At 60.1% G+C, this 21,673-nt stretch carries 22 protein-coding genes; 20 read left to right on the top strand and 2 right to left on the bottom strand.

Annotated elements, in window-relative coordinates:
* Nucleotides 1–7: 7 nt before the first annotated feature.
* From fkpB to tppA, 8 genes are all read left to right on the top strand, one after another.
* The gene (gene fkpB / locus ACM3N8_RS11620) at nucleotides 8–460 is read left to right on the top strand and encodes an FKBP-type peptidyl-prolyl cis-trans isomerase (protein ID WP_378082341.1); all 453 of its coding nucleotides are present in this window, start codon (nucleotides 8–10) and stop codon (nucleotides 458–460) included.
* Entirely contained in the window at nucleotides 460–1,395 is a 936-nt protein-coding gene (ispH, locus tag ACM3N8_RS11615; RefSeq protein WP_290019056.1) for a 4-hydroxy-3-methylbut-2-enyl diphosphate reductase, read from the top strand. The genes fkpB and ispH overlap by 1 nt, the downstream gene beginning before the upstream one ends.
* Before the next feature lie 259 nt (nucleotides 1,396–1,654).
* On the top strand, nucleotides 1,655–2,158 hold the full coding sequence (gene tppE / locus ACM3N8_RS11610; RefSeq protein ID WP_043141552.1) for a type IVa pilus pseudopilin TppE: 504 nt from the start codon (nucleotides 1,655–1,657) through the stop codon (nucleotides 2,156–2,158).
* On the top strand, nucleotides 2,155–2,568 hold the full coding sequence (pilV, locus tag ACM3N8_RS11605) for a type IV pilus modification protein PilV (RefSeq protein ID WP_416016159.1): 414 nt from the start codon (nucleotides 2,155–2,157) through the stop codon (nucleotides 2,566–2,568). The genes tppE and pilV overlap by 4 nt, the downstream gene beginning before the upstream one ends.
* Complete coding sequence (locus ACM3N8_RS11600; protein WP_416016158.1) at nucleotides 2,565–3,659, top strand: PilW family protein; 1,095 nt, start codon at nucleotides 2,565–2,567, stop codon at nucleotides 3,657–3,659. The genes pilV and ACM3N8_RS11600 overlap by 4 nt, the downstream gene beginning before the upstream one ends.
* An 11-nt stretch (nucleotides 3,660–3,670) precedes the next feature.
* The gene (locus tag ACM3N8_RS11595; protein ID WP_416016157.1) at nucleotides 3,671–4,147 is read left to right on the top strand and encodes a PilX N-terminal domain-containing pilus assembly protein; all 477 of its coding nucleotides are present in this window, start codon (nucleotides 3,671–3,673) and stop codon (nucleotides 4,145–4,147) included.
* An 11-nt stretch (nucleotides 4,148–4,158) separates the two neighbouring features.
* Nucleotides 4,159–7,512, top strand: coding sequence for a pilus assembly protein (locus ACM3N8_RS11590; RefSeq protein WP_416016156.1), 3,354 nt, complete (start codon nucleotides 4,159–4,161; stop codon nucleotides 7,510–7,512).
* An 8-nt stretch (nucleotides 7,513–7,520) separates the two neighbouring features.
* Entirely contained in the window at nucleotides 7,521–7,922 is a 402-nt protein-coding gene (gene tppA, locus ACM3N8_RS11585; protein WP_241278974.1) for a type IVa pilus pseudopilin TppA, read from the top strand.
* Between the two features lie 21 nt (nucleotides 7,923–7,943).
* Here tppA and ACM3N8_RS11580 read toward each other — a convergent pair whose 3' ends face one another.
* Nucleotides 7,944–8,351 carry a type IV pilin protein gene (locus tag ACM3N8_RS11580; protein ID WP_274452694.1) on the bottom strand — a complete coding sequence of 136 codons (408 nt, stop codon included), beginning with the start codon at nucleotides 8,349–8,351 and terminating at the stop codon, nucleotides 7,944–7,946.
* Nucleotides 8,352–8,444: 93 nt separating this feature from the next.
* Between ACM3N8_RS11580 and ACM3N8_RS11575 the strand changes: the two genes are divergently transcribed.
* The 8 genes from ACM3N8_RS11575 to luxS all read left to right on the top strand — a co-directional run bounded on the left by ACM3N8_RS11575 (nucleotide 8,445) and on the right by luxS (nucleotide 16,033).
* The gene (locus ACM3N8_RS11575; protein ID WP_290019059.1) at nucleotides 8,445–8,981 is read left to right on the top strand and encodes a GspH/FimT family pseudopilin; all 537 of its coding nucleotides are present in this window, start codon (nucleotides 8,445–8,447) and stop codon (nucleotides 8,979–8,981) included.
* On the top strand, nucleotides 8,972–9,595 hold the full coding sequence (locus ACM3N8_RS11570) for a PilW family protein (RefSeq protein ID WP_084214198.1): 624 nt from the start codon (nucleotides 8,972–8,974) through the stop codon (nucleotides 9,593–9,595). Before ACM3N8_RS11575 ends, ACM3N8_RS11570 begins: the two co-directional genes overlap by 10 nt.
* A 1-nt stretch (nucleotide 9,596) precedes the next feature.
* Nucleotides 9,597–10,694, top strand: a complete 1,098-nt coding sequence (locus tag ACM3N8_RS11565) for a PilX N-terminal domain-containing pilus assembly protein (RefSeq protein WP_416016155.1) — start codon at nucleotides 9,597–9,599, stop codon at nucleotides 10,692–10,694.
* Between the two features lie 12 nt (nucleotides 10,695–10,706).
* Nucleotides 10,707–12,806: a type IV pilus modification PilV family protein gene (locus tag ACM3N8_RS11560; protein WP_416016154.1), complete on the top strand. Its 2,100-nt coding sequence runs from the start codon at nucleotides 10,707–10,709 to the stop codon at nucleotides 12,804–12,806.
* A gap of 73 nt (nucleotides 12,807–12,879) precedes the next feature.
* Nucleotides 12,880–14,502, top strand: coding sequence for an NAD+ synthase (locus ACM3N8_RS11555; protein ID WP_416016153.1), 1,623 nt, complete (start codon nucleotides 12,880–12,882; stop codon nucleotides 14,500–14,502).
* A 9-nt stretch (nucleotides 14,503–14,511) separates the two neighbouring features.
* Nucleotides 14,512–14,850 (top strand): nitrogen regulatory protein P-II, encoded by a 339-nt coding sequence (glnB, locus tag ACM3N8_RS11550; RefSeq protein WP_005308848.1) that lies wholly within the window; start codon nucleotides 14,512–14,514, stop codon nucleotides 14,848–14,850.
* Between the two features lie 61 nt (nucleotides 14,851–14,911).
* Nucleotides 14,912–15,505 carry a transglycosylase SLT domain-containing protein gene (locus tag ACM3N8_RS11545; RefSeq protein ID WP_276203889.1) on the top strand — a complete coding sequence of 198 codons (594 nt, stop codon included), beginning with the start codon at nucleotides 14,912–14,914 and terminating at the stop codon, nucleotides 15,503–15,505.
* 18 nt (nucleotides 15,506–15,523) lie between these two features.
* A complete protein-coding gene (luxS, locus tag ACM3N8_RS11540) occupies nucleotides 15,524–16,033 on the top strand; it encodes an S-ribosylhomocysteine lyase (RefSeq protein WP_241278978.1) in 510 nt (169 codons plus the stop codon).
* 62 nt (nucleotides 16,034–16,095) lie between these two features.
* Here the strand turns inward: luxS and ACM3N8_RS11535 are convergent, their stop codons facing one another.
* Nucleotides 16,096–17,118, bottom strand: coding sequence for a GGDEF domain-containing protein (locus ACM3N8_RS11535; RefSeq protein WP_181003604.1), 1,023 nt, complete (start codon nucleotides 17,116–17,118; stop codon nucleotides 16,096–16,098).
* A 134-nt stretch (nucleotides 17,119–17,252) separates the two neighbouring features.
* Between ACM3N8_RS11535 and rnr the strand changes: the two genes are divergently transcribed.
* Genes rnr through ACM3N8_RS11515 form a run of 4 tightly spaced genes read left to right on the top strand, consistent with a single transcriptional unit; the run spans nucleotide 17,253 to nucleotide 21,476 of the window.
* Complete coding sequence (rnr, locus tag ACM3N8_RS11530; protein ID WP_098980771.1) at nucleotides 17,253–19,646, top strand: ribonuclease R; 2,394 nt, start codon at nucleotides 17,253–17,255, stop codon at nucleotides 19,644–19,646.
* Nucleotides 19,643–20,392 (top strand): 23S rRNA (guanosine(2251)-2'-O)-methyltransferase RlmB, encoded by a 750-nt coding sequence (gene rlmB / locus ACM3N8_RS11525; protein WP_416016152.1) that lies wholly within the window; start codon nucleotides 19,643–19,645, stop codon nucleotides 20,390–20,392. Before rnr ends, rlmB begins: the two co-directional genes overlap by 4 nt.
* Nucleotides 20,393–20,402: 10 nt before the next feature.
* Nucleotides 20,403–20,969, top strand: coding sequence for a Crp/Fnr family transcriptional regulator (locus tag ACM3N8_RS11520; protein ID WP_241278980.1), 567 nt, complete (start codon nucleotides 20,403–20,405; stop codon nucleotides 20,967–20,969).
* A 57-nt stretch (nucleotides 20,970–21,026) separates the two neighbouring features.
* Nucleotides 21,027–21,476: a GNAT family N-acetyltransferase gene (locus ACM3N8_RS11515; protein ID WP_098980768.1), complete on the top strand. Its 450-nt coding sequence runs from the start codon at nucleotides 21,027–21,029 to the stop codon at nucleotides 21,474–21,476.
* Nucleotides 21,477–21,673 lie beyond the last annotated feature (197 nt).

Here is a 21,673-nt window from a genome sequence, read left to right as displayed (position 1 = left end):
TCAGCCTATCGCCGCCGGGATTACGGCCAACAGCAGCGTGCTGTTTCACTTCGCCATCAAGCTGGAAGACGGCTCGGTTGCTGACAGCACTGCGCTGCACGGCAAACCGGCCCGCCTGCGGATGGGGGATGGCAGCCTGACCAATACCTTCGAGCAGTGCCTGCTGGGCCTGCAACAGGGTGATGCCAAGAGCTTCACTTTGGCGCCGGAGCAGGCGTTCGGCCTCGCCAATCCCGACAACATCTACCATCTGGATCGAGCCAAGTTCGGCGCCGAGGTGGAGCCCAAGGTCGGCACCATCATACTGTTCGACCAGCCCAATGGCAGCGAGCTGCCCGGCATCATACGGGCGGTGGAAGGCATGTCGGTGACTGTCGATTTCAACCACCCCCTGGCCGGTCATACCGTCACCTTCGAGGTGGAAATCCTGGGCGTTGATGACGAGGAGAAAGTGACCTGATGGATATTCTGCTCGCTAACCCTCGCGGTTTCTGCGCCGGTGTCGATCGTGCCATCAGCATAGTCGAGAGCGCGCTGGAGAAGTTCGGTGCTCCCATCTATGTCCGTCACGAAGTGGTGCACAACCGCTATGTGGTGAACAAGCTGAAAGAGGCGGGCGCCGTGTTCGTCGAGGAGCTGGACGAGGTGCCGGACGATAGTATCGTCATCTTCTCCGCCCACGGCGTGGCCAAGACGGTGCGCGAGATGGCCAAATCCCGCGCCCTCAAGGTGTTTGATGCCACCTGCCCGCTGGTGACCAAGGTACACATGGAAGTCCATCGCGCCAGTCGCAAGGGCTCCGAAGCCGTGCTCATCGGTCACGCGGGTCACCCCGAGGTGATCGGCACCATGGGCCAGTACGAGAACCGCGAAGGCGGCATGTATCTGGTGGAGACGCCGGACGATGTGGCCAGGCTCCAGGTGAAGAATCCGGATGATCTCTGCTTCGTCACCCAGACTACCCTGAGTGTGGATGAAACCTCGGATGTGATCGACGCCCTGCGCAAGCAGTTCCCCAAGATCCAGGGGCCGCGCAAGGACGATATCTGTTACGCCACCCAGAACCGCCAGGATGCGGTGCGGGAGATGGCGGGGCTGGTGGACGCCATGCTGGTGGTCGGGTCACGCAACTCTTCCAACTCCAACCGTCTGCGCGAGCTGGCCGAGAAGGTGGGGGCTCGCGCCTACCTGATCGACGATGCCTCCATGATCGAAACCGGCTGGCTGGAGGGGGTCGAGCGCATCGGGGTCACGGCCGGCGCCTCGGCACCGGACGTGCTGGTGCAGAACGTCATCGCCCGTCTGCGCGAGCTGGGCGGCAATATGGTCGTCGAGCACCCGGGTCGCGAAGAGAACGTGGTGTTTGAAGTGCCGCCCGAGCTGCGGATCCTCTGATCCGCATCCTGTTGGTCGGGATGAGATGATGGGTCTCCGAGCCACCTCCTGCGAGGTGGCTTTTTTATGCACGATTCTTATGAATCTTGTTTACCCGGATGCGGCAGGAACCCAGCGAAAATTGATGATGTATGTCCAAGATTTGAGTAGATTGAATTGCAAGCGAAGAGCCGCAGTCTAGACTGCTGATGATCTTCTCATCTGGCTTGATGGCACATGGATATGCAGGCAAGCCCCAACGAAATCAGAGCGAAACAGGATGTTTTTGCGTTCAGGTTTTAGCCTTATCGAGCTGATGGTCACCATAGCGATCGTGTCGATCCTGCTGACCCTGGGAGTCCCCTCCTTTAGCGCGGTATTGCGCAACATCACGCTGACCACCCAGGCCAACAATTTCGTGGCCGCCATCAACCTTGCCCGCTCCGAAGCCATTCGCCGCAATACGGCTGTGACACTCTCCGCCACAGCCAGCAACATTACCCAGCATCACTGGGAGTCGGGCTGGCAGATCTGGGTCGACAGCAACGGCAATGGCACCCTGGATAACGGTGAGCTGCTGCGCCTCTTCCCCGACATGGGGTCAGGCACTCTGGTCAGCAACACCTCGCTCTTGCGTTTCAGTGGCAACGGCTTTCTCGATGGCCGCCAGCAGGTGACGCTGGTGTTTTCCCTGCAACCACCAGACTGTGCCGCCGAGCCGGCACGGGACATCATGATCACCCCCGCCGGCCGTCCCTCCATCCAGGAGACCAGCTGCATATGAAGCGTCCACAAGGGCTGTCACTGCTCGAAATCCTGATCTCCGTGCTGGTGCTGTCGATCGGCATCCTCGGCATGGCAACCTTGCAACTGCAGGCACTCAAGAGCAACCAGTCGGCGCTGACCCGCACCGAGGCGACCCAGTACGCCTACATGATCACCGACATGATGCGGGCCAATCGCAGCGCGGCCCTGCTCGGCCAGTACAATGTGGGGCTGGGGGAGGCCGTCTCCGGCAGCTCGATGGCCATGTTGGATCTGCAGTACTGGAAACAGGCGCTGACCGGTCTGCCGAGCGGCGATGGCGCCATTGTGATCAGCGCGGGGCAGGCCACCATCACCATCCAGTGGGATGCCAGCCGGCTGCCGACCGAGCCTTCGTTGCGCAGCATGACGCTGAGGACGGATCTATGAGCGGGCGCATGTCACTGCGACGGCAGGCCGGGGTCGGTCTGGTGGAGGTCATGATAGCCCTGGTGCTGTCTCTGCTGACGGTGGGCATCATCATTCAGGTTTTTCTCGGCAACCATAAGACCTATCTGACCGGCGAGGCCATAGCCCGGGTGCAGGAAGACAGCCGATTTGCCGTCAACCTGCTGCAAAAAGAGCTGCGAATGGTGGGTTATCAGGGCTGTCTGAGCAAGCAGGGGGTCAACATTACCAATACCCTCACCGGCGGGACTGCACTGCCCTACAACTTCACCGTCTATCTGCGCGGCTATGACAATGTCACCGCCACTCTGCCCGCCGCCTTGTCGGCCCTGTTCACCGCAGGCGAGCCCAAGCCCAGGCCGGGTAGCGACGTCTTGTTGATCCAGGGGCCAACCGGGGCCGGGGTGCCGGTGACTCGCAACAACAGCGCCGCCCAGCTGTTCGTGCAGCAGATCTCCAGCAAGGCGAACTACTGCGGCACCGGCAAGCAGGGCTACAGCGACTTGTGCGAAGGGGACATAGTCATGGTCTCCGATTGCCAGAAGGCCCGGATCTTCCAGATCACCCAGACCCAGGTGGTGGGGGCGGGGACCGAGGTCAACATAGGTCACTCCAATGACAACAAATACACCCCAGGCAATGCTATCAGTTCCTGGGGCGGGGCCAGCAGCCCGGTCGAGGAGCGTTTTGGTGCCGGTTCGATACTGAGCCGGATGGAGACCCGGATCTACTACATTGCCCGGGCCTCGGCCACCGCCCCCTACATCCTCTATCGCAAGAGTGGTCTCGCCGCCGGCATGCCGCTGGTCGAAGGGGTGACCGACATCCAGCTGACCTTCGGCGAGGATCAGAACCGGGATCGGGCGGCGGATCGTTACGTGAGTGCCGCCAGCAATCCGAACTGGGACAACGTGCTGGGGATTGGTGTCCAGCTCTTGATGCGCAGCGCTCAGGGCAATCTGGTCTCCGCGCCCCAGGCCTTGAGCTTTGCGGGCTCGACCTTCCTGGCTGGCGACAATCACTGGTACTGGGTGACCGAAACCACGGTCGCCCTGCGCAACCGGCTGCCATGAGGATGGAATCCATGATGCCTCGACAACAGGGAATGGCACTGGTGATCAGCCTGATTTTTCTGGCCATGGTGAGCCTGCTGGCGATGGCCAGCATGCAGGGCGCACTGTTGCAGGAGAAGATGGCGGGCAACCAGAAGGAGTCACAGCAGGCGCTGCAGGCGGCGGAGGCCGGTTTGCGTGCCGCCGAGCGCTATCTGGAAGCCGGTAATTCAGGCCCCTATGACAACAGCGCCGGTTTGTACGATTTCGTCAGCGTGGCGGTGGATCCCGCGTCTCCCTCCACGGCCTGGCGTACCTATGTCAACAGCGGTCTGGCGGGGCGTGCCCCCGAGTACTTCATCGAGCGACTGCCCTACACCCAGGCTGGCAACGAGAGTCTGGCGGTCGACGAACCCATAGGCGAGCGTCGCCTCTATCGCATCACGGCAAGGGGATTCGGTCTCTCGGATGAGAGCCGGGTGCTGTTGCAATCGACCTACAGCCGCTAGGAGGGCAACCCATGCGCACATCTGGCTACGGACTCTCGGTCCTGCTGCTCTGCTCGTCGGTGCAGGCCGCGCTCGATATTGCCCAGGTTCCCCTCTATCTCGGTACCCGGGCCGAGCCCAACATCATGTTCAGCCTCGATGACTCCGGCTCCATGCACTTTGAACTGATGCCGGAAGGGCTGATCGAGAACAGCGCCCGCTACGTCTACCCCCGCGTCGACAACGTGTATGGCAGCGAGGACTATGACAACCGGACCGTCACCTTCACCAGCAACAACGACCGCAACGCCTATACCCGCTCGAGCAACAACAACAAGCTCTACTACAACCCGCTGCAGAGCTACCGCCCCTGGGCCAAGGCGGATGGCACCCTGATGGCGAATGCCAGCATCAGCTGTGCGCCACACAATCCGTTCAATACGGCCGCCGGTTGCCGTGACCTGACCAAGAACAACCGGTCTAGATCGCTGCGTTACTACACCGGATTCTCCTCCAGCGACTACAACGATGACGAGACGTTCTGGCCCGCCGTCTATTTTGCCTACAAGGGCAGTGGCGATGTGAAGAAGGTGGGCAGCTACACCCGGGTCGAGATCAAGTCGGGCAGCACCTATGGCGGACGCCCCAACCGCAGCGACTGCAAGAGCGCGCCCGTCTGCACCTATGACGAGGAGATCCAGAACTTCGCCAACTGGTATACCTACTATCGCTCCAGGATCCTGGCGGCCAGGGCCGGGGTTGGGCGGGCCTTTGCCAGTCAGGGGCAGGCCATCCGGGTCGGCTTTGCCACCATCAACGCCAGTGGCAGCGTGATCCGTGGCGTGGCCCCCTTCTCCGGCACCGATCGCAGCGCATTTTTCAGTGACCTCTACAGCCGCGACATTCTGGCGTCCGGCACACCGCTGCGCACCAGTCTGAAGGATGTGGGGGAGTACTTCTCCCGTACCGACAACAATGGCCCCTGGGCCGCCAGTGCGGGCAGCACTCTGCCGCACCTCACCTGCCGTCAGAGTTACAACATACTGATGACGGACGGCTACTGGAACGGAGACACCCCTTCGGTGGGGGATCAGGACAAGGACGGCTACAGCAATACCCTGGCCGATGTGGCCTACCAGTATTGGAAGACGGATCTGCGCACCGATCTGGCCAACAAGGTGCCGACCAGCACGGCAGATCTCGCCAACTGGCAGCATCTGGTCAATTTCACCGTCGGGCTGGGGGTGAATGGCTCGCTCAATCCGGCCAACGGCATCCCGAGCAGCTGGCCCAATCCCCATGATCCGGATGACAAGGAGTACAAGAACCCGACCTACATTCCGGAGTACAAGATCGATGATCTCTGGCATGCGGCACTCAACAGCAAGGGCAGCTTCTTCAGTGCGGCTGACCCCGACACCTTTGCCGCGGCCCTGAGCAGCACCCTGGCCCAGATCGCGGCCCGCAACAGCTCAGCCAGTTCGGTGACTGCCAATGCGACCCGGCTGGACAGCAATACCCACATCTATCAGGCCCGTTACAACAGCGGGGACTGGTCGGGACAACTGGTTTCCATTCCGCTCAACAGCGATGGCTCATTGGGCTCCATGGCCTGGGATGCGGCGACCCTGATCCCGGCGCATTCGGCCCGCACTATTTTCACCCGGCAAAACGGGGTCGGCATCCCTTTTACCTGGGCCGATCTCAATGCCACCAACCGCGCCTTGTTCAACATCGCCGGCGACAACCAGGGGGAGAACCGGGTCGCCTATCTGCGCGGTGATCGCAGCCGTGAACAGAGCAATGGCGGCCTGTTTCGCAGTCGCAGCGATCTGCTGGGGGACATCATCAACTCGGATCCCGTCTATGTCGGTGTCAGGGACTACGGCTACGGCAGCGCCACCGGGCTGAGCCAGGCGGAGCGGGACGGTTATCAGAGTTTCCTCGGATCGACGGCCATCCGCAGCCGCACTCCCATGCTCTATGTGGGGGCCAATGATGGCATGCTGCACGGTTTCAGGGTCGCCAGCGGGGTGGAGACCCTGGCCTATATTCCCGCCAGCCTGTTGGGGGATCTGAGCCTGTTGACCAAGCCTGATTACAGTCATCGTTACTATGTCGATGGTACTGCCAAGGTGGGCGATGCCTATCTTGGCAGTAGCTGGAAAACCGTACTGCTGGGATCGACGGGGGCCGGTGGCAAGGCGGTATTCGCCATCGACGTGACGGCGCCGGACAATTTCAGCGCCGACAAGATGCTGTGGGAGTTCACCAATGCCGAGATGGGGGTGGCACTGGCTGCGCCGACCCTGGTTCGGGTCAAGTCCGGCAGCAAGTGGGTGGCGCTGGTGGCCAATGGTTACAACAGCACCAGCCAGACGGCGCGTCTGTTCGTGCTGGATCTGGCGACCGGCGCCGTGATCAAGGAGATAGATACCCAGGTGGGGTCGGCCAGCGAGCCGAACGGTCTCTCTTCCCCCTTGCCGGTGGATGAGGATGGCGATCGGGTGGCTGATTATGTCTATGCCGGCGATCTGCAGGGCAACCTGTGGAAGTTCGATCTGACTGACAACAACAGCGCCCAGTGGGGCAGCGCCTTCAAGACCGGCAACAAGCCAAAGCCGCTGTTCCAGGCCTGCAATGGCACCTGCTCGGCCAGTACGCGCCAACCCATCACCATGCGGCCACTGGCGATCCGCCATCCCAAGGGGGGCATCATGGTGCTGATGGGGACGGGGAGCTATTTCACCAATGATGACAAGCTGTTGCCTGCAACTCCGAGGCTGGAGGCCGTCTATGGCATCTGGGACACGGGGGCCGAGGTGAGCAGCAGCCAGTTGCTGCAACAGAGCATCACCCACGAGTATTCGGCCAATGGCACCACCATCAAGTTCAATGTGCGGGTGGTGTCCAGCAAGGCAGTCAACTACACCAGCCAGAAGGGCTGGTACCTGGTCTTGAAGTCACCCGGACTGAGCAAAGGAGTGGGGGAGCGCGCCGTCTCCGAGATGCTGTTTCGGAACAAGCGGCTGATCTTCAACACCCTGATCCCCTCGGCAGATGCGTGTGATTTTGGCGGCCGTTCCTGGTTGATGGAGCTGGATCCCGTGTCGGGGGCCCGTTTGACCTATTCGGTGTTCGACGTCAATGGTGACGGTGCCGTCAACGATGATGACTATGTGGGGATCAAGGATGATGCCGGCAATGACGTCAAGGTGCCGGTCAGTGGCAAGCAATTTGATGAACTCACCACGACCCCGAGCGTGGTGGAGGATGCGGACATGGAGCGTAAATACATCAGCGGATCCAGTGGCAACATCTCGGTCACGCTGGAGGAGGGGGCGGGCGATCTGGGTGGTCGTCAATCCTGGTTGCAACTGGACTAGAGGCTGGCATGGATCGTGGATTTTCCCTGATGGAGTTGATGATTGCGGTGGCCGTGATGGCCATCCTGACCGTGATTGCCTACCCCAGTTACAACAACTACATCGCCTCGGCCAAGCGGGCCGAAGCCAAGGCGACCTTGCTAGAGGCCGCGCAATATCTGGAGCGGCAGTTTACCGCCGAGGGTAATTATGATGGCGGGAATCTGGCCTCTGCCGGACTGGCGACCCTGCCAAAGGAGGGGGGGGAGGCTTATTACAACCTGGCGCTCAATGCCAGCGGGGGGCGTTATACCCTGACGGCGATTCCAACCGGGGCCATGGATGGTGACCCCTGCGGCCTGCTGACCCTGGATCAGGGCGGGCAGCAAGGGGTGTCAGGCGCCACCATGACGGCGGCGGAGTGCTGGTAGTACGTCGATAACGGTCGCCTGTTACCAGCAATCGGCTGGGGTCTTGGTGTCGGCCTTGTTGAGTGTCAGGGTATCGCAGGCAGTGCTGCCGGCCTTGTCTCCGACCTGAGCCCCTTTGGTGGTGGCGATCAGGGTATAGGTGGTCGCGGTCGCTCCCGATGCAACCCCGAAGGTGTAATAGTCACTGCTGGGATTACCGAGCAAAGAAGGAGTTGTTTCAAACCCTGATTTATTAACATATTCAGAGTTTGAAATTCGGTATTCCTCCTGCTTGAGCTGCATGCTGAGCAATCCCTTGAAGGCTTCGGCCCTGCGGGATTTGCGCAAACCATCGGTGAAGCTGGGGTAGGCGACAGAAGCAATGATGGCGACGATGGCGATCACGACCATCAACTCCAGCAGCGTGATTCCTGATTGTTTGATTCTCATGGGCGGCATGGTTCGTGAAACAGGTTGATACTATAGGATAGTACTGACAGTACACTCTACTGGCATGAGCAAAAAGAAAGGAGTCTTGAGCTAATGGAATGTACAGAGGGCAGATCCGCCGGTTTTACCCTGATCGAACTGATGGTTGCCCTGGCCTTGGTCGCCCTGCTGTTGACCGTGGCCATCCCTAGCTATCAATCATTGCGCCAAGACCAGATGGTCAAGGCGGCGACTCAGGCCGTCTATACGGATGTGATGTTGCTCAAGTCCGAAGCACTCAAGCGCAATCGCAACTTGCAGATGATCCTGTTCAACAGTGGCACCAACAACTGGTGCTATCGCATCAGCATCGACGGGACCTGCGGCAGTTGCAGCGATACCTGCTCCAGTATCGAGGGTCGCAAGGGGGCCGATGCCAGCGAGTTCCCGGGCATTGTCCTGACGGCGACCTATACCGAATCATCGAGCCAGGTGCGCCCTATCACGTTTTCCCCCCGTCGCGGCACCCTGCCCAGCGGCAGCATTACGGTTGCCTCGTCCATTGCCAGCATGAAGGTGGTGACCAGCAACCTCGGACGGGTACGCACCTGTGCCGTCAGCAACCTGGTTGGGGAGGTGACATGCGATTGAGGGCTCATGGTTTCAATCTGGTCGAACTGATGGTCGCCATGGTAGCCGGGCTGCTGCTGGTCGCGGCTGTCACCTCGCTGTTTGCCACCATCCTCAAAGCCAATCATACCGCCATGCAGACCAGTCGTCTGAATCAGGAGATCCAGCTGCTGACGGACATGATAGCGCGCGATATCCAGCGAACAGGGTATGACACCAATGCGACTCAATTTCTTGCCGCAGCATCCGGCAGCCGCTCCAGTTTCTATTTTGATACGGCAACGGATCTGATGAATGAAACGGCGACGGGCTCCGGCCTCTATACCTGCATCAGGGTGCGCTATGACAATGATGAGAACGGTGTACTGAACACGGATGACACCCTGGTCTACAGCTACAGCAGTGCTGACAAGGGGATCAAGCAGGGGACTGGCGCTACGACATGTGGCAACGGCAGCCTTGTTTCTACCGATGACACCATAGAGATAACCGCCATGACCCTCCGGTTGCTGCCGAGCAGCCAGGTCAGCGGGGCGCGGGCACTGCAGTTGATGATGAGCGGTCGCTTCAAGTCTGCGCCCGCACTGACCCTGAATCTGCAGCGGGACATCAAACTGCGTAATGATGGGTACTGATATGAGCCGACAGTCGGGTTTTACCACCTTCACCATCACGTTGCTGCTGGTGTTGATCTTGTTGGGTATCTCACTGCTGGTCGGCAAGATGCTGGTGGCCGATCGCCGCGTGACCCTCAATGAGGTGCTCTATCGTCAAGCCATGGCGATGGCAGAGCAGGGCATGGCGGATGGATTGGGACGGCTGACGCTGGATCCGGGTTGGCGTACCAGTTCGGCGACGACCACGCTGACCACGGGCAGTTACACAATCTCGTCAGTGGATGACACGGCCATTACCGTAGGGTCCGTGGTGGTGACTCCGATCCGGGTGCGCTCCCAGGCGACGCTGAGTAATGATCAGGCACAGGCAGCAGTAGAGACCAAGGTGGTTCGTTTCAATGTGTTGGCGGGATCGCCAGCAGCTCCCTTGACCGTGGCCGGTGGTATGGCGGTCGGCGGCAACTTCACCATAGTGGCCAATCCCAATGGCGGTGGGCTGGGGGTGCCCCTGTCGGTCTGGACCAGTGGCAACGTTGACCTCATTACGGGGACGGGGCAAACCTGTCATCAGGGGGATTACAGCGGCGGCTGCTCGGCCAACATCAGCCAGAAAGGGGACAAGCAGTCGGATATCAAGGACAACGATGCCGCCTTTCCGACCGATCTGGTCTGGTATCTGTTCAATGAAAAGGATGATGCTGCCGGTTGGACCAATCTGGAGGCCAGAGCCACCCAGCGGTTGACCGATTGCAGCTCCCTCGGCCCCACCTCGACCGGGCTCATCATAGTGGATGGCGACTGCAAGCCTTCTGCCAACGTCGGCACCGAGGCCGCACCCGTGATCCTGATAGTGCGCAACGGCAATTTGGCGGTGAATGGCAACACTGTGCTGTACGGTCTGGTCTTTGCCTACTCGTCCAACCCGGCCGCGGCCGGTACGGATGTGAAGCTGACCGGCGGGGCCATAGTATATGGCGCCATGGTATCCAATTATCAGCTGGGAAATGCCAACGGCACCTACGATGCAAAGTTTGATGCCAATGTATTGAGCAACATCTCGAATGGCGCCGCTTTCCAGGTCGTCAATCAGGTGCCCGGCAGTTGGCGGGACTGGTAGAGGAAGATGAGGATGAATAGGCAAAAAGGATTTGGCCTGCTTGAGATTTTGATCACGCTGGTCGTGTTGGGGGTCGGGGTTGTCGGCTTGGTCGCCATGTCAAAGTCGGCGCTGACTGTCTCGCAGGATGGCCGTCGCTATGAGACTGCGATGCGCCTGGCTGAATCAAAACTCGATGAGTTCCGCAACTTCAATGGCGTGATGACGGCAACGGCGCCGCTCACTGCCTACAACCAGATCACCTCGGCCAGTGCCGCCGTTACCCTGTCGGGGGAGCCCTATTCTCTGGCCTGGACCGTGACCAATCAGTATCTGAATAGCTCAACCTGGCAAGGCACGGCGCCAGTCGGCTATCGCCTCAGCTATCCGGGACGAAAGGCGGTGGCAGTCAATGTCGGCTGGTCGGATAGCGAAGGGCAATCCCATACGCTGCAGCTTGTCGGTAATGTATCGCCGATAGAGTCCTTGAGCACAGATCAGTTGAACGGGGGCTTGAACACCGCAAGGCAGGGACCCAAGGTCAACTATACGCCTGGGGTTGCCCCGGATGTCATCTCGGTTGAGCTGGGCGATGGCAACAAGCAGGAGACCAGCAAGCCCTTGCCCACAGTCACGTCCAAAGACGGTCAGGTCGGCAAGTTGGTGCAGTTTGAAACTGTGACTTACAAGCCTGAGGCCGGAGGCAACACCCAGCAGGTGTTGCAGGACATGGCCTCAGTCTCCTGTTCATGCAGTTATGGCTCCAGCCTGACCGCCTATTTGCCGGGGCAGGTCTACAGTTCGGCGAGCAAGCAACTTTACTGGAAAGCCGGTGCCATGCTGAGCAAGCCGGCCGGGACGCTCGACAGCAGCGTCAATGGCCAGCCGACGCTGTGTACCAGCTGTTGCAAGGATCACTTCGATGGCAGTGGCTCCAGCTTTACTAACTTCTATGCTCCGCTCAACACCAGCCGGGTGCGCTACAACAGTGCCTTGAGCACTGTCACCAGTGGCAAATATGTGGACGCCTGTCGTTTTGTCCGGCTGGACGGTTTCTATCGCCCCTTGCCAGACTGGAATCTGGTCAAGGTAGTGGTGACCACGGCCGATTTTCTGGCCAAGCCGGCCAATCAGGCCAGCTATCAGAAATACATCAAGTACGTGGTCAAGACTTACATTGACTGGCAGAAGTCGACCCTGAACTGGACGCAAGGCGCCTCCGCCACGCTCCCGACGATCACCGACTTTTCGGCCTGGCTGGCCTCCAATGCAGAGGCGGGGGGAGATACCACGACCGGCATCACAGTCAGTACCGGTACGGCGCAGCTCATCGCTCGCGGCATCTATGTGGACGTGCTTGACCCTGTCTATCTGGTTGGCATAGACACCAGCGCAACGGACTATCTGACCAAGGTACCGTTTCAGGATATCAACCTGACCATGCTGGCAGAGTGGACCATGGGACCACTGACCCTGTTGACCGGCAGCGCCACCGATTATGCGACTGTCACCAATGAAGCGGTGAAAACCGTGGTGGACCTCAATAACTACTATTTCGGCAGTTACAGTCGCGGCTACATGACGGCGAAAAAATCGACCAAAGACAGCGGCCAGATACTGCGGGACGTCATTATCCGGGTCGCCGCCTATCAGGGGAACTCGGGGATCACCGCCTCCCTGATCTCTCCGCAGGATCAATCATTGGCATTGAGCGCCGACATGCTGGTGAAAATTGATGCAAGCCAGCAGACGGTACCGACCATCAAAGTCAGTGGCCGAATCCAATGCTTGGATCGTGGCAAGGGGAACAATAATCCGCCGCCAGAGGCCTGCAGCAAGAACACCTTCAACAACCTGAGCATCAGCACGCCAAACTCGGGGGCGACCTGCCGTATCGACAAACCGCAGGCGAACAACCAGCCCGCAGCCTATCTGTGCGAGGCCCCGGAAAATGCGACGCTGGCCATCAATCTTTCCTACACCAATCAGGGCAGCACAACCTACATGCTGCAGCCGCCCTCTTTCAGCGTGCAGATGACGCCACAGCCCAACAATCAGGTGTTGAGCGGGCCCTGTTCCCTGCTGGTGGACAATGGCGTCACCAACGCTGCCAACCTGACTTGCACCCCTTGAGCCTTGGGCGCTGGCACAGCCAGCGCCTTTTCTTTATCATTCCCCATCATTTTCGATTTTAAGATGCATCGCCATGGCAAAAGCCCTCTCTCTGATGCTTGCCCAGTTGAATCTGACGGTAGGCGCCATCGAAGATAACTGTGACAAGGTGCTGGCTGCGGCCGCCCAGGCCGAGCAGCAAGGTGCTGATCTGCTGGTGTGCTCCGAGCTGGCCCTGACCGGCTACCCGCCGGAGGATCTGCTGTTGCGTGCCGATCTGATGATCCGGGTCGACGTTGCGCTGGCTCGCATCGCGGCCTGGCAGGGCAAGTGTGCCATTCTGGTGGGTCACCCCTGGCGTGAGGGGGCTGCGCTCCATAATGCGGCCTCTCTCTATGAGCAGGGCAAGCTTATCGCCCGTTACTTCAAGCAGGATCTGCCCAACTACGGAGTATTCGACGAGAAGCGCTACTTCACCGCAGGCACGGATAGCTGCGTGGTGCCCTTCCGTGGCCATCAGCTGGGGCTGCTCATCTGCGAAGATCTGTGGCAACCGGGCCCGGCGCTGGCCGCCAAGGCGGCGGGAGCCGAGCTGCTGCTCACCATCAATGCCTCGCCCTACGATCAGGAGAAACCCTGGATCCGCCATGAGCTGATGACGACCCGCTGTCACCAGACAGGTTTGCCGCTGGTCTATCTCAATCAGGTGTGTGGCCAGGACGAGCTGATCTTCGACGGTTGTTCCAAGGTGTTCAATGGTCGGGGCGAGCTGACCCATAAATTGGCTCCGTTTGCCGAAGAGCTGGCGCTGGTGCGCTTTGCCGCCGGGCAGCCGCTGAAAGAACGTGAGCCTGCCGCGTCGCTCGACCCCTTGGCCGAGACCTATCAGGCACTGGTGCTGGCGGTGCGTGACTACATCACCAAGAACGGTTTCCAGGGGGCAGTGCTGGGTCTCTCCGGCGGCATCGATTCCGCCCTGACCCTGGCCATAGCGGCCGATGCCATAGGGGCGGACAAGGTGCAGGCTGTGATGATGCCGTTCCGCTACACAGCCCAGATGAGTGTGGAGGATGCCAAGGAGCAGGCCGAGCGGATGGGGGTCGAGTTCGACATTATCTCCATCGAGCCCATGTTCGAAGGTTTCATGACCCAGCTGGCGCCGCTGTTTGCCGGCACAGCCCGGGATACCACGGAAGAGAACCTGCAGGCTCGCTGCCGTGGCGTGCTCTTGATGGCACTCTCCAACAAGCGTCGGCGCATAGTGCTGACCACGGGCAACAAGAGCGAGATGGCCGTGGGCTATGCCACCCTGTATGGTGACATGGCGGGCGGTTTCGACGTGCTCAAGGACGTGCCCAAGACGCTGGTCTTCAAATTGTGCGAATATCGCAACTCGGTCGATTACGTGATCCCGCAGCGGGTCATCGACCGTCCCCCCTCGGCAGAGCTTGCGCCAGACCAGGTGGATCAGGACAGCCTGCCCCCCTACGACATCCTGGATGCCATCCTCAAGCGCTACGTGGAAGAGGATGCCTCGGTCGCCGATCTGGTGGCAGAGGGATTCGAGGAGGCGGTGGTGCGCAAGGTGATCCGGCTGGTGGATCTCAACGAATACAAGCGCCGTCAGGCCGCCGTCGGGCCCCGTATCACGGCCCGCAACTTTGGTAAGGATCGCCGTTACCCCATCACATCCGGGTTTGGCAAACAGAACTGGTAAGGAGTCACCATGAAGAAGATTGAAGCCATCATCAAACCGTTCAAGCTGGACGATGTGCGCGAGGCCCTGGCCGAGATCGGCATCAACGGCATGACGGTATCCGAAGTCAAAGGCTTCGGCCGCCAGAAAGGGCACACCGAGCTCTATCGCGGCGCCGAATACATGGTGGATTTCCTGCCGAAGGTAAAGGTGGAGCTGGTGGTGCAGGACGAGGATCTCGATGCCTGCCTGGAAGCCATCCAGAACACAGCCCGCACCGGCAAGATAGGTGACGGCAAGATTTTCGTCTGCGAGGTGGAACGGGTCATTCGCATTCGTACCGGCGAAGAGAACGAAGACGCGATTTGATGTGATGCATGTGCCTCGTAACGATCAAGAGAACGAAGATGCAACACGGTTGATGTCATGGATGCGCCTCGCTGCGGTGGCAGGCCTGCTGGCCGGCCTGACCGCCTGCAGTACCCGGCCGCCGGCTCAACCGGAGAACCTGTGCCAGATCTTTCGGGAGAAACCCGAGTGGCACAAGGCGGCACTCAAGATGAACGAGAAGTGGGGGACGCCGATCCAGGTGGTGATGGCCATGATGTACCAGGAGTCCTCCTTCGTACACGACGCCCAGCCGCCGATGGGGTACTTCCTCTTCATCCCGACCGGGCGGGCCAGTTCCGCTTATGGTTATGCCCAGGTGAAAGACGAAACCTGGGACGATTACCAGCGGGAAACCGGCAACGGCTGGAGCAGTCGCGACGACTTTGCCGACGCCATCGATTTCATGGGCTGGTACACTAACAAGGCCCAGCGGCTGAACGGCACCTCCAAGTGGGATGCCTATGGCCAGTATCTCAACTATCACGAAGGGTGGGGTGGCTACCGGCGTGGCAGCTACCGCAGCAAGGGGTGGTTGATGAAGACCTCCCGCAAGGTAGAGGCTCGCGCCCAGCGCTACGGCGCCCAGTATCGACAATGCAAGGATCAGCTCTCCAGCGGGGGCTGGTTCTGGTAACCAAATCAGGAGTCAGAAATGCCGTTATTGGACAGTTTTACCGTTGACCACACCCGCATGGAAGCCCCTGCGGTACGCGTGGCCAAGACAATGCAGACCCCGAACAAGGACACCATTACCGTGTTCGATTTGCGTTTCTGCGTGCCGAATCAGGAGATCCTCTCCGAGCGCGGCATCCACACCCTCGAGCACCTGTTTGCCGGTTTCATGCGTGATCACCTGAACGGCAATGGGGTGGAGATCATCGACATCTCCCCCATGGGTTGCCGTACCGGCTTCTACATGAGCCTGATCGGCGCACCGGACGAGGCCCGTGTCGGCGCAGCCTGGCAAGCGGCCATGGCCGATGTGCTGACAGTGCAGGATCAGGCCAAGATACCGGAGTTGAACGAATACCAGTGTGGCACCTTCAGCATGCACTCGCTGGAAGAGGCCCACGCCATCGCCCGCCACGTGCTGGAGCGCGGCATCGGCGTCAACCACAACGACGAGCTGGCCCTGCCGGAAGAGAAGCTGAAAAGCCTCTGAGCCTGGTATCGCCAGCATGAAAAAGGCCGGTCATTGACCGGCCTTTTTGTTGTCTGGAAGGATCAGGATGGCAGCGGCATCACCCGGTTGCGGCCCAGTTCCTTGGCCTTGTAGAGCAGCTTGTCGGTACGTTCGACCAGGGCATCGCCGGTCTCCTGGCCATTGTACTCGCCCACCCCGAACGAAGCCGTGATGTGGTCGATGCGGCGGCCTGACTTGCGATCCAGAATGGACATCTTCTCGATGGCCCGGCGCAGGCTCTCGGCCATCTGGCGGCTCAGGGCCAGGCTGCGCATGGGCACCAGCAGGGCAAACTCCTCGCCACCGAGCCGGTAGGCGGTGATGCCCTCCTTGCAGGTTTCCCGCAGCCGCTTGCTGAAGGCGCGCAATACCTGATCCCCCAGCAGATGGCCATATTCGTCGTTGAAGTTCTTGAAGCGGTCTATGTCCGATAAAATGAGAGAGAAGGGGCGCTTGCTGCGGATCAGGCCGTCTATCTCCAGATCGAAGGCGCGTCGGTTGAGCAGGGAGGTGAGGGCATCTTCGTTGGCCAGCTTGCGAGTTTCATTCAGCGCCTCGCGCAGCTCCTTGATCTCCTTCTCGGCGCTGCTGAGCTGATTGCGAAAATGCATGGTCGACATGCGAACATCCCGCGACTCGCGTACCAGATCCCGCAAGATACCCATGGTATCCTCCAGGCTCAGCCCCTCATCGTCGATGAGGCTCAGCCGATCGAAGCTCTTGTCGAGCATCTCCTGGAACATGCCGGTGTCGGAGATGGCATCCTGCATGCTATGGCCGAGCTCGTTGGCCATGGCAGCCAGAGTGAGCTTCATCGCCTCCATCTGCTGCTCGTCTTCGGCGGCGAGATGCTGGTGATAAAGCCGTTCGCAGGTGGTGAGAGAGCAGGTGCCCTGCAGCTTGATGGCCTGATCGATGGCCTGATTGAGCTCGGGCATGCTGGCGGCCACATAGTTATACCAAAGGGTGTAATTATCCGGCGTTGTGGGAATTTGATACTTGATCATCAGGGGAACCGCCTGCTTCAGATAGGCGGCGGATTGGGCGAACGAGTCCTTGCTCATGAGTTCCGTGTCTCATCATGCCTGCAAACTTTGCATAGTATGACAGAGAGATTGGCCAAAAGGCAGCCGATGGATGCCATTAGCTCCCCCCTTCGATATAATGTCTGCGTTATTACCTACCCTAAGGCCTGCTTATGTCTCAAAAAGATCCTTTCCTCCAACGCGAGGCCGAAAAATACGAAAACCCCATCGCCAGTCGCGAGATGCTGCTGGAGCTCATCAAGGGCCATGAAAAACCCATGTCCCGGGAAGAGCTGGCCAAGGCTCTCAAACTGACCGACGAAGAGCCGTTGGAAGCCTTGCGCCGTCGTCTGCGCGCCATGGAGCGTGACGGGCAACTCGTGTTCACTCGCAACCAATGTTATGCCCTGCCGGATCGTCTGAATCTGGTGAAAGGGTATGTACTCGGCCACAAAGATGGTTTCGGTTTTCTGCGCCCGGAAGGTGGTGGACCGGATCTCTATTTGAACAACCGCGAGATGCAGCGCCTGATGCATGGCGACTACGTGCTGGTGCAGCCGACCGAGATTGACCGCAAGGGTCGTCAGGAAGCGCGTCTGGTGCGTCTGCTCAAGTCCCGCGAGGCGGATATCGTCGGCCGTTACTTCGTCGAGAACGGCGTCGGTTTCGTGGTGCCGGATGACAGCCGCATCGGCCAGGACATCATCATCCCCGAAGGGGAAAACAAGGGTGCCCGCCAGAGCCAGGTGGTAGTGGTGCGCATCAATCAGCGCGCCACCTCCCGCATCAATGCGGTCGGTACCGTGCTGGACGTGCTGGGCGAGAACATGGCGCCGGGCATGGAGATCGAGATCGCCCTGCGTACCCACGGCATCCCGCATACCTGGCCGGAAGAGGTGACCAAGGAGGTTGCCGGTCTGGGCGAACAGGTACCGGAGAAGGCCAAAGAGGGTCGTATCGACCTGCGTGCCCTGCCGTTGGTCACCATAGACGGGGAAGACGCCCGTGACTTCGATGACGCCGTCTTCTGTGAAGCCAAGCGTGGTGGCGGCTGGCGCCTGTGGGTGGCCATCGCGGATGTCTCCTCCTATGTGAAGCCCGGCACTGCGCTGGATGCCGAAGCGTATCAGCGTGGCAACTCCGTCTATTTCCCCGAGTTCGTGGTGCCCATGCTGCCGGAGGTACTCTCCAACGGCCTCTGCTCCCTGAACCCGCAGGTCGACCGTCTGTGCATGGTGTGCGAGATGACCATCTCAGCCGCCGGCCGCATGTCCGGTTACAAGTTCTACGAAGCCGTGATGAACTCCCACGCGCGCATGACCTACAGCAAGGTGGCGGCGATCCTGGATGGCGAGCCCAAGCTGCGTCAGCAGTACGAGCCGCTGGTGGGTCACATCGAGGAGCTCAACAACCTCTACAAGGCGCTCAAGCATGCCCGTCACCAGCGTGGCGCCGTGGAATTCGAGAGCGAAGAGACCCGCTTCATCTTCAATGCCCAGCGCAAGATCGACCAGATAGTGCCGCTGGTGCGCAACGATGCCCACAAGATCATCGAAGAGTGCATGATCCAGGCGAACGTGGCCGCGGCCCGTTACATCGAGAAGAACGAAGCCTTTGCCCTGTTCCGGGTGCACGACCGTCCGGGCGAAGAGCGCCTGACCGGTTTCCGTGACTTCCTGGCCGAACTGGGTCTGGAGCTCAAGGGTGGCCTCGAGCCCGAGCCGAAAGACTTTGCCGAGCTGGCCGCCAAGTTTGAAGGGCGTCCGGATGCGGAGCTGCTCTCCACCATGCTGCTGCGCTCCATGCGTCAGGCTGTCTATCAGGCCGACAACATAGGTCACTTCGGTCTGGCCCTGAAGTCCTATGCGCACTTCACCTCGCCGATCCGTCGTTACCCCGACCTGATACTGCACCGCGCCATCAAGTACCAGACGGCCAAGGAGCAGCAGGGCAATCTGCGCCACAAATGGACTCCGAGCGGTGGTTACCACTACCAGCTGGAAGAAGTGGATCCCATGGGCGAGCATTGCTCCATGACAGAGCGCCGAGCCGATGATGCGACCCGCGACGTGGCCGACTGGCTCAAGTGCGAGTACATGCTGGATCACGTGGGTGACGAGTTCGACGGCGTCATCGCCAGCGTCACCGGCTTTGGTTTCTTCGTCCGTCTGGCGGAGATCCACATCGACGGTCTGGTGCACGTCAGCACCCTCACCAACGACTACTACCAGTTTGATCCCCTGCACATGCAGCTGATCGGCGAGAACTTCCGCCGTCGCTACCGTCTGGGCGACAAGGTACGCGTCAAGGTGATGGGCGTGAACCTGGACGATCGCAAGATCGACTTCGTGATGGTGGAAGAGCCGCTCCAGGCCACCGGCAAGAACGCCAAAGAGATGGCGCGCAAGCAGGCCGAGATCAAGAAAGAGAAGGCCAAGAGCGCCCAGCGCCACGAAAAACGCAAAGAGGGCAAGGAGATCGGCAAATCCGACAAGGGTGGCCGCGCCAAGCCCAGCAACAGACGACCGAGCAAAAAGGCTCGTGATAAGGTCAAGAGCACGAAATGAGTACTGAACTGATCTACGGCATTCACGCTGTATCCGCGCTGCTTGAGCGCACCCCGGAGCGTTTCATCGAAGTGTGGGCCCTCAAGGGCCGGGATGACGACCGGCTGCAACCCCTGCTGACCGAGCTTGAATCCCTCGGTCTCAAGGTGCAGAGCGTGAACCGCAAGACGCTCGATGACAAAGCCGAGGGCAACAATCACCAGGGCATCATGGCCAAGGTGATAGAGGCGCCCAAGCTGGCCGAGCATGATCTGGCCAGCCTGCTGGACGGCTTGGCGGTGCAAGAGACCGCCCCCTTCCTGCTGGTGCTGGACGGGGTGACTGACCCGCACAACCTGGGGGCCTGCCTGCGCAGCGCCGATGCGGCCGGGGTCCATGCGGTGATAGTGCCGCGGGACAAGGCCAGCGGCCTGACCTCTGTGGTGCGCAAGGTCGCCTGTGGCGCCGCCGAAGTGGTACCGCTCATCCAGGTCACCAACCTGGCCCGCAGCCTGCGCGAGTTGCAGGAGCGCGGCGTCTGGCTGGTCGGCACCGCCGGTGAGGCGGATCACGACCTCTATCAGGCCAAGCTGACCGGTCCCATGGCACTGGTCATGGGCGCCGAAGGCAAGGGGATGCGCCGCCTGACTCGCGAGCATTGCGACGAACTGGTGAGCATCCCCATGGCCGGGGCCGTTTCCAGCCTCAACGTCTCGGTGGCAACGGGCGTCTGCCTGTTCGAAGCCGTGCGTCAGCGTCGCGTCTGAGGCGAACGGGATGGACAGACCCCCGTTCAGCCGGGATCGGGTCATGAATGAGCAGGAGGCCACGCGCCTCCTCTCTTTTGCCCGCTCGTTGACCTTGAGCCCCCGCGCCTGTCTCTGGCATGCAGGTGACAGGCCCGATCTGCTGGTCAGGGTGGAGAAGGGGTTGCTGCGGGCCAAGGTGGTGCTGGCAGATGGCCGCGAGTACATCAAGGAGTTCTACTGGGAGGGGGACGAGTTTATCGACTTCCACCATCTGCTCAGTGGTGAACCTGCCCGCTACAGCGTGGAGGCGCTGGAGCCCTGCCGGCTGCAACTCTTCAACCTCGGCGACTTGCGTCAGCTCCCTTGCTGGTCCGCCTGGTATCACCACCTGCTGGCGGTGCAACTGCGCATCAAGGAGGAGAAGGAATTGCTCTTGCTGACCGAGAGCCCCCAGGCCCGTTATCAGCACTTCCTGCAATGTTTTCCCGAGCTGGACGCCAGGGTGCCGGATCACCAGATCGCCGCTTATCTGGGTATCACCCCCATCAGCCTGAGCCGCATTCGCAAACGGCTGAAGGATCTTAACAAAGGTTAATGCCAGCCCCTTGCTGGCTGGCTATGCTGCCCTTCTCATCATGAGCAAGGAATCCCCATGAACTGGTCCCTCAAGTCTTTTGAACAACTCGACGTCAACGAACTCTATGAACTGCTCACCCTGAGATCCCGCGTCTTCGTGGTGGAGCAGACCTGTGTCTTCCTCGATCTGGACGGGGTCGACAAGCGTCCCGACGTGCAGCACCTGCTCGGCTGGCAGGATGGCGTGCTGGTGGCCTACGCCAGACTGATGGCGCCCGGCGTCGCCAAGGCGAATCAGGTGGTGATCGGCCGGGTGGTGACGGCGCCCGAGGCCAGAGGCGACGGTCTGGGTCACCAGTTGATGCAACAGGCGCTGCTGGAATGCGAACAACTGTGGCCCGGGGTCAGCATCTATCTGGGCGCTCAGGCGCACCTGCAGGGTTTCTATGGTCGTCATGGCTTCACCGCCGTGGGCGAACCCTATCTGGAAGATGACATTCCCCACATCGGCATGACCTCCTCTTAATATCTTTTAGGCATAACAATGAAATTATTATGTCTTGAGGTAGTAAAGAAAACGGGTGCTAGCCGCCATGTTACTGGGTACCCTCTGAGTGATTAATCGGCAACCATTGATGGATAGGTTTAAAAATGGTTTTTTACCCCATTAATACAGAACAAGATTCAGCGATTGAGCCGTTGAGCCATTTTATCTGCGTTCGC

Origin of the sequence: Aeromonas sp. A04 (assembly GCF_047780465.1) — a bacterium.
GTDB classification, from domain to species: domain Bacteria; phylum Pseudomonadota; class Gammaproteobacteria; order Enterobacterales; family Aeromonadaceae; genus Aeromonas; species Aeromonas bestiarum.
The sequence above is the reverse complement of the archived record's forward strand: the minus strand, read 5'-3'. Positions and strand labels throughout refer to the sequence as shown.

Coding starts and splice junctions, on each gene's coding strand:
- ispH (WP_290019056.1), top strand. CDS start 460: ATGGATATTCTGCTCGCTAACCCTCGCGGTTTCTGCGCCGGTGTCGAT.
- tppE (WP_043141552.1), top strand. CDS start 1,655: ATGTTTTTGCGTTCAGGTTTTAGCCTTATCGAGCTGATGGTCACCATA.
- pilV (WP_416016159.1), top strand. CDS start 2,155: ATGAAGCGTCCACAAGGGCTGTCACTGCTCGAAATCCTGATCTCCGTG.
- ACM3N8_RS11600 (WP_416016158.1), top strand. CDS start 2,565: ATGAGCGGGCGCATGTCACTGCGACGGCAGGCCGGGGTCGGTCTGGTG.
- ACM3N8_RS11595 (WP_416016157.1), top strand. CDS start 3,671: ATGATGCCTCGACAACAGGGAATGGCACTGGTGATCAGCCTGATTTTT.
- ACM3N8_RS11590 (WP_416016156.1), top strand. CDS start 4,159: ATGCGCACATCTGGCTACGGACTCTCGGTCCTGCTGCTCTGCTCGTCG.
- tppA (WP_241278974.1), top strand. CDS start 7,521: ATGGATCGTGGATTTTCCCTGATGGAGTTGATGATTGCGGTGGCCGTG.
- ACM3N8_RS11580 (WP_274452694.1), bottom strand. CDS start 8,351: ATGAGAATCAAACAATCAGGAATCACGCTGCTGGAGTTGATGGTCGTG.
- ACM3N8_RS11575 (WP_290019059.1), top strand. CDS start 8,445: ATGGAATGTACAGAGGGCAGATCCGCCGGTTTTACCCTGATCGAACTG.
- ACM3N8_RS11570 (WP_084214198.1), top strand. CDS start 8,972: ATGCGATTGAGGGCTCATGGTTTCAATCTGGTCGAACTGATGGTCGCC.
- ACM3N8_RS11565 (WP_416016155.1), top strand. CDS start 9,597: ATGAGCCGACAGTCGGGTTTTACCACCTTCACCATCACGTTGCTGCTG.
- ACM3N8_RS11560 (WP_416016154.1), top strand. CDS start 10,707: ATGAATAGGCAAAAAGGATTTGGCCTGCTTGAGATTTTGATCACGCTG.
- ACM3N8_RS11555 (WP_416016153.1), top strand. CDS start 12,880: ATGGCAAAAGCCCTCTCTCTGATGCTTGCCCAGTTGAATCTGACGGTA.
- glnB (WP_005308848.1), top strand. CDS start 14,512: ATGAAGAAGATTGAAGCCATCATCAAACCGTTCAAGCTGGACGATGTG.
- ACM3N8_RS11545 (WP_276203889.1), top strand. CDS start 14,912: ATGCGCCTCGCTGCGGTGGCAGGCCTGCTGGCCGGCCTGACCGCCTGC.
- luxS (WP_241278978.1), top strand. CDS start 15,524: ATGCCGTTATTGGACAGTTTTACCGTTGACCACACCCGCATGGAAGCC.
- ACM3N8_RS11535 (WP_181003604.1), bottom strand. CDS start 17,118: ATGAGCAAGGACTCGTTCGCCCAATCCGCCGCCTATCTGAAGCAGGCG.
- rnr (WP_098980771.1), top strand. CDS start 17,253: ATGTCTCAAAAAGATCCTTTCCTCCAACGCGAGGCCGAAAAATACGAA.
- rlmB (WP_416016152.1), top strand. CDS start 19,643: ATGAGTACTGAACTGATCTACGGCATTCACGCTGTATCCGCGCTGCTT.
- ACM3N8_RS11520 (WP_241278980.1), top strand. CDS start 20,403: ATGGACAGACCCCCGTTCAGCCGGGATCGGGTCATGAATGAGCAGGAG.
- ACM3N8_RS11515 (WP_098980768.1), top strand. CDS start 21,027: ATGAACTGGTCCCTCAAGTCTTTTGAACAACTCGACGTCAACGAACTC.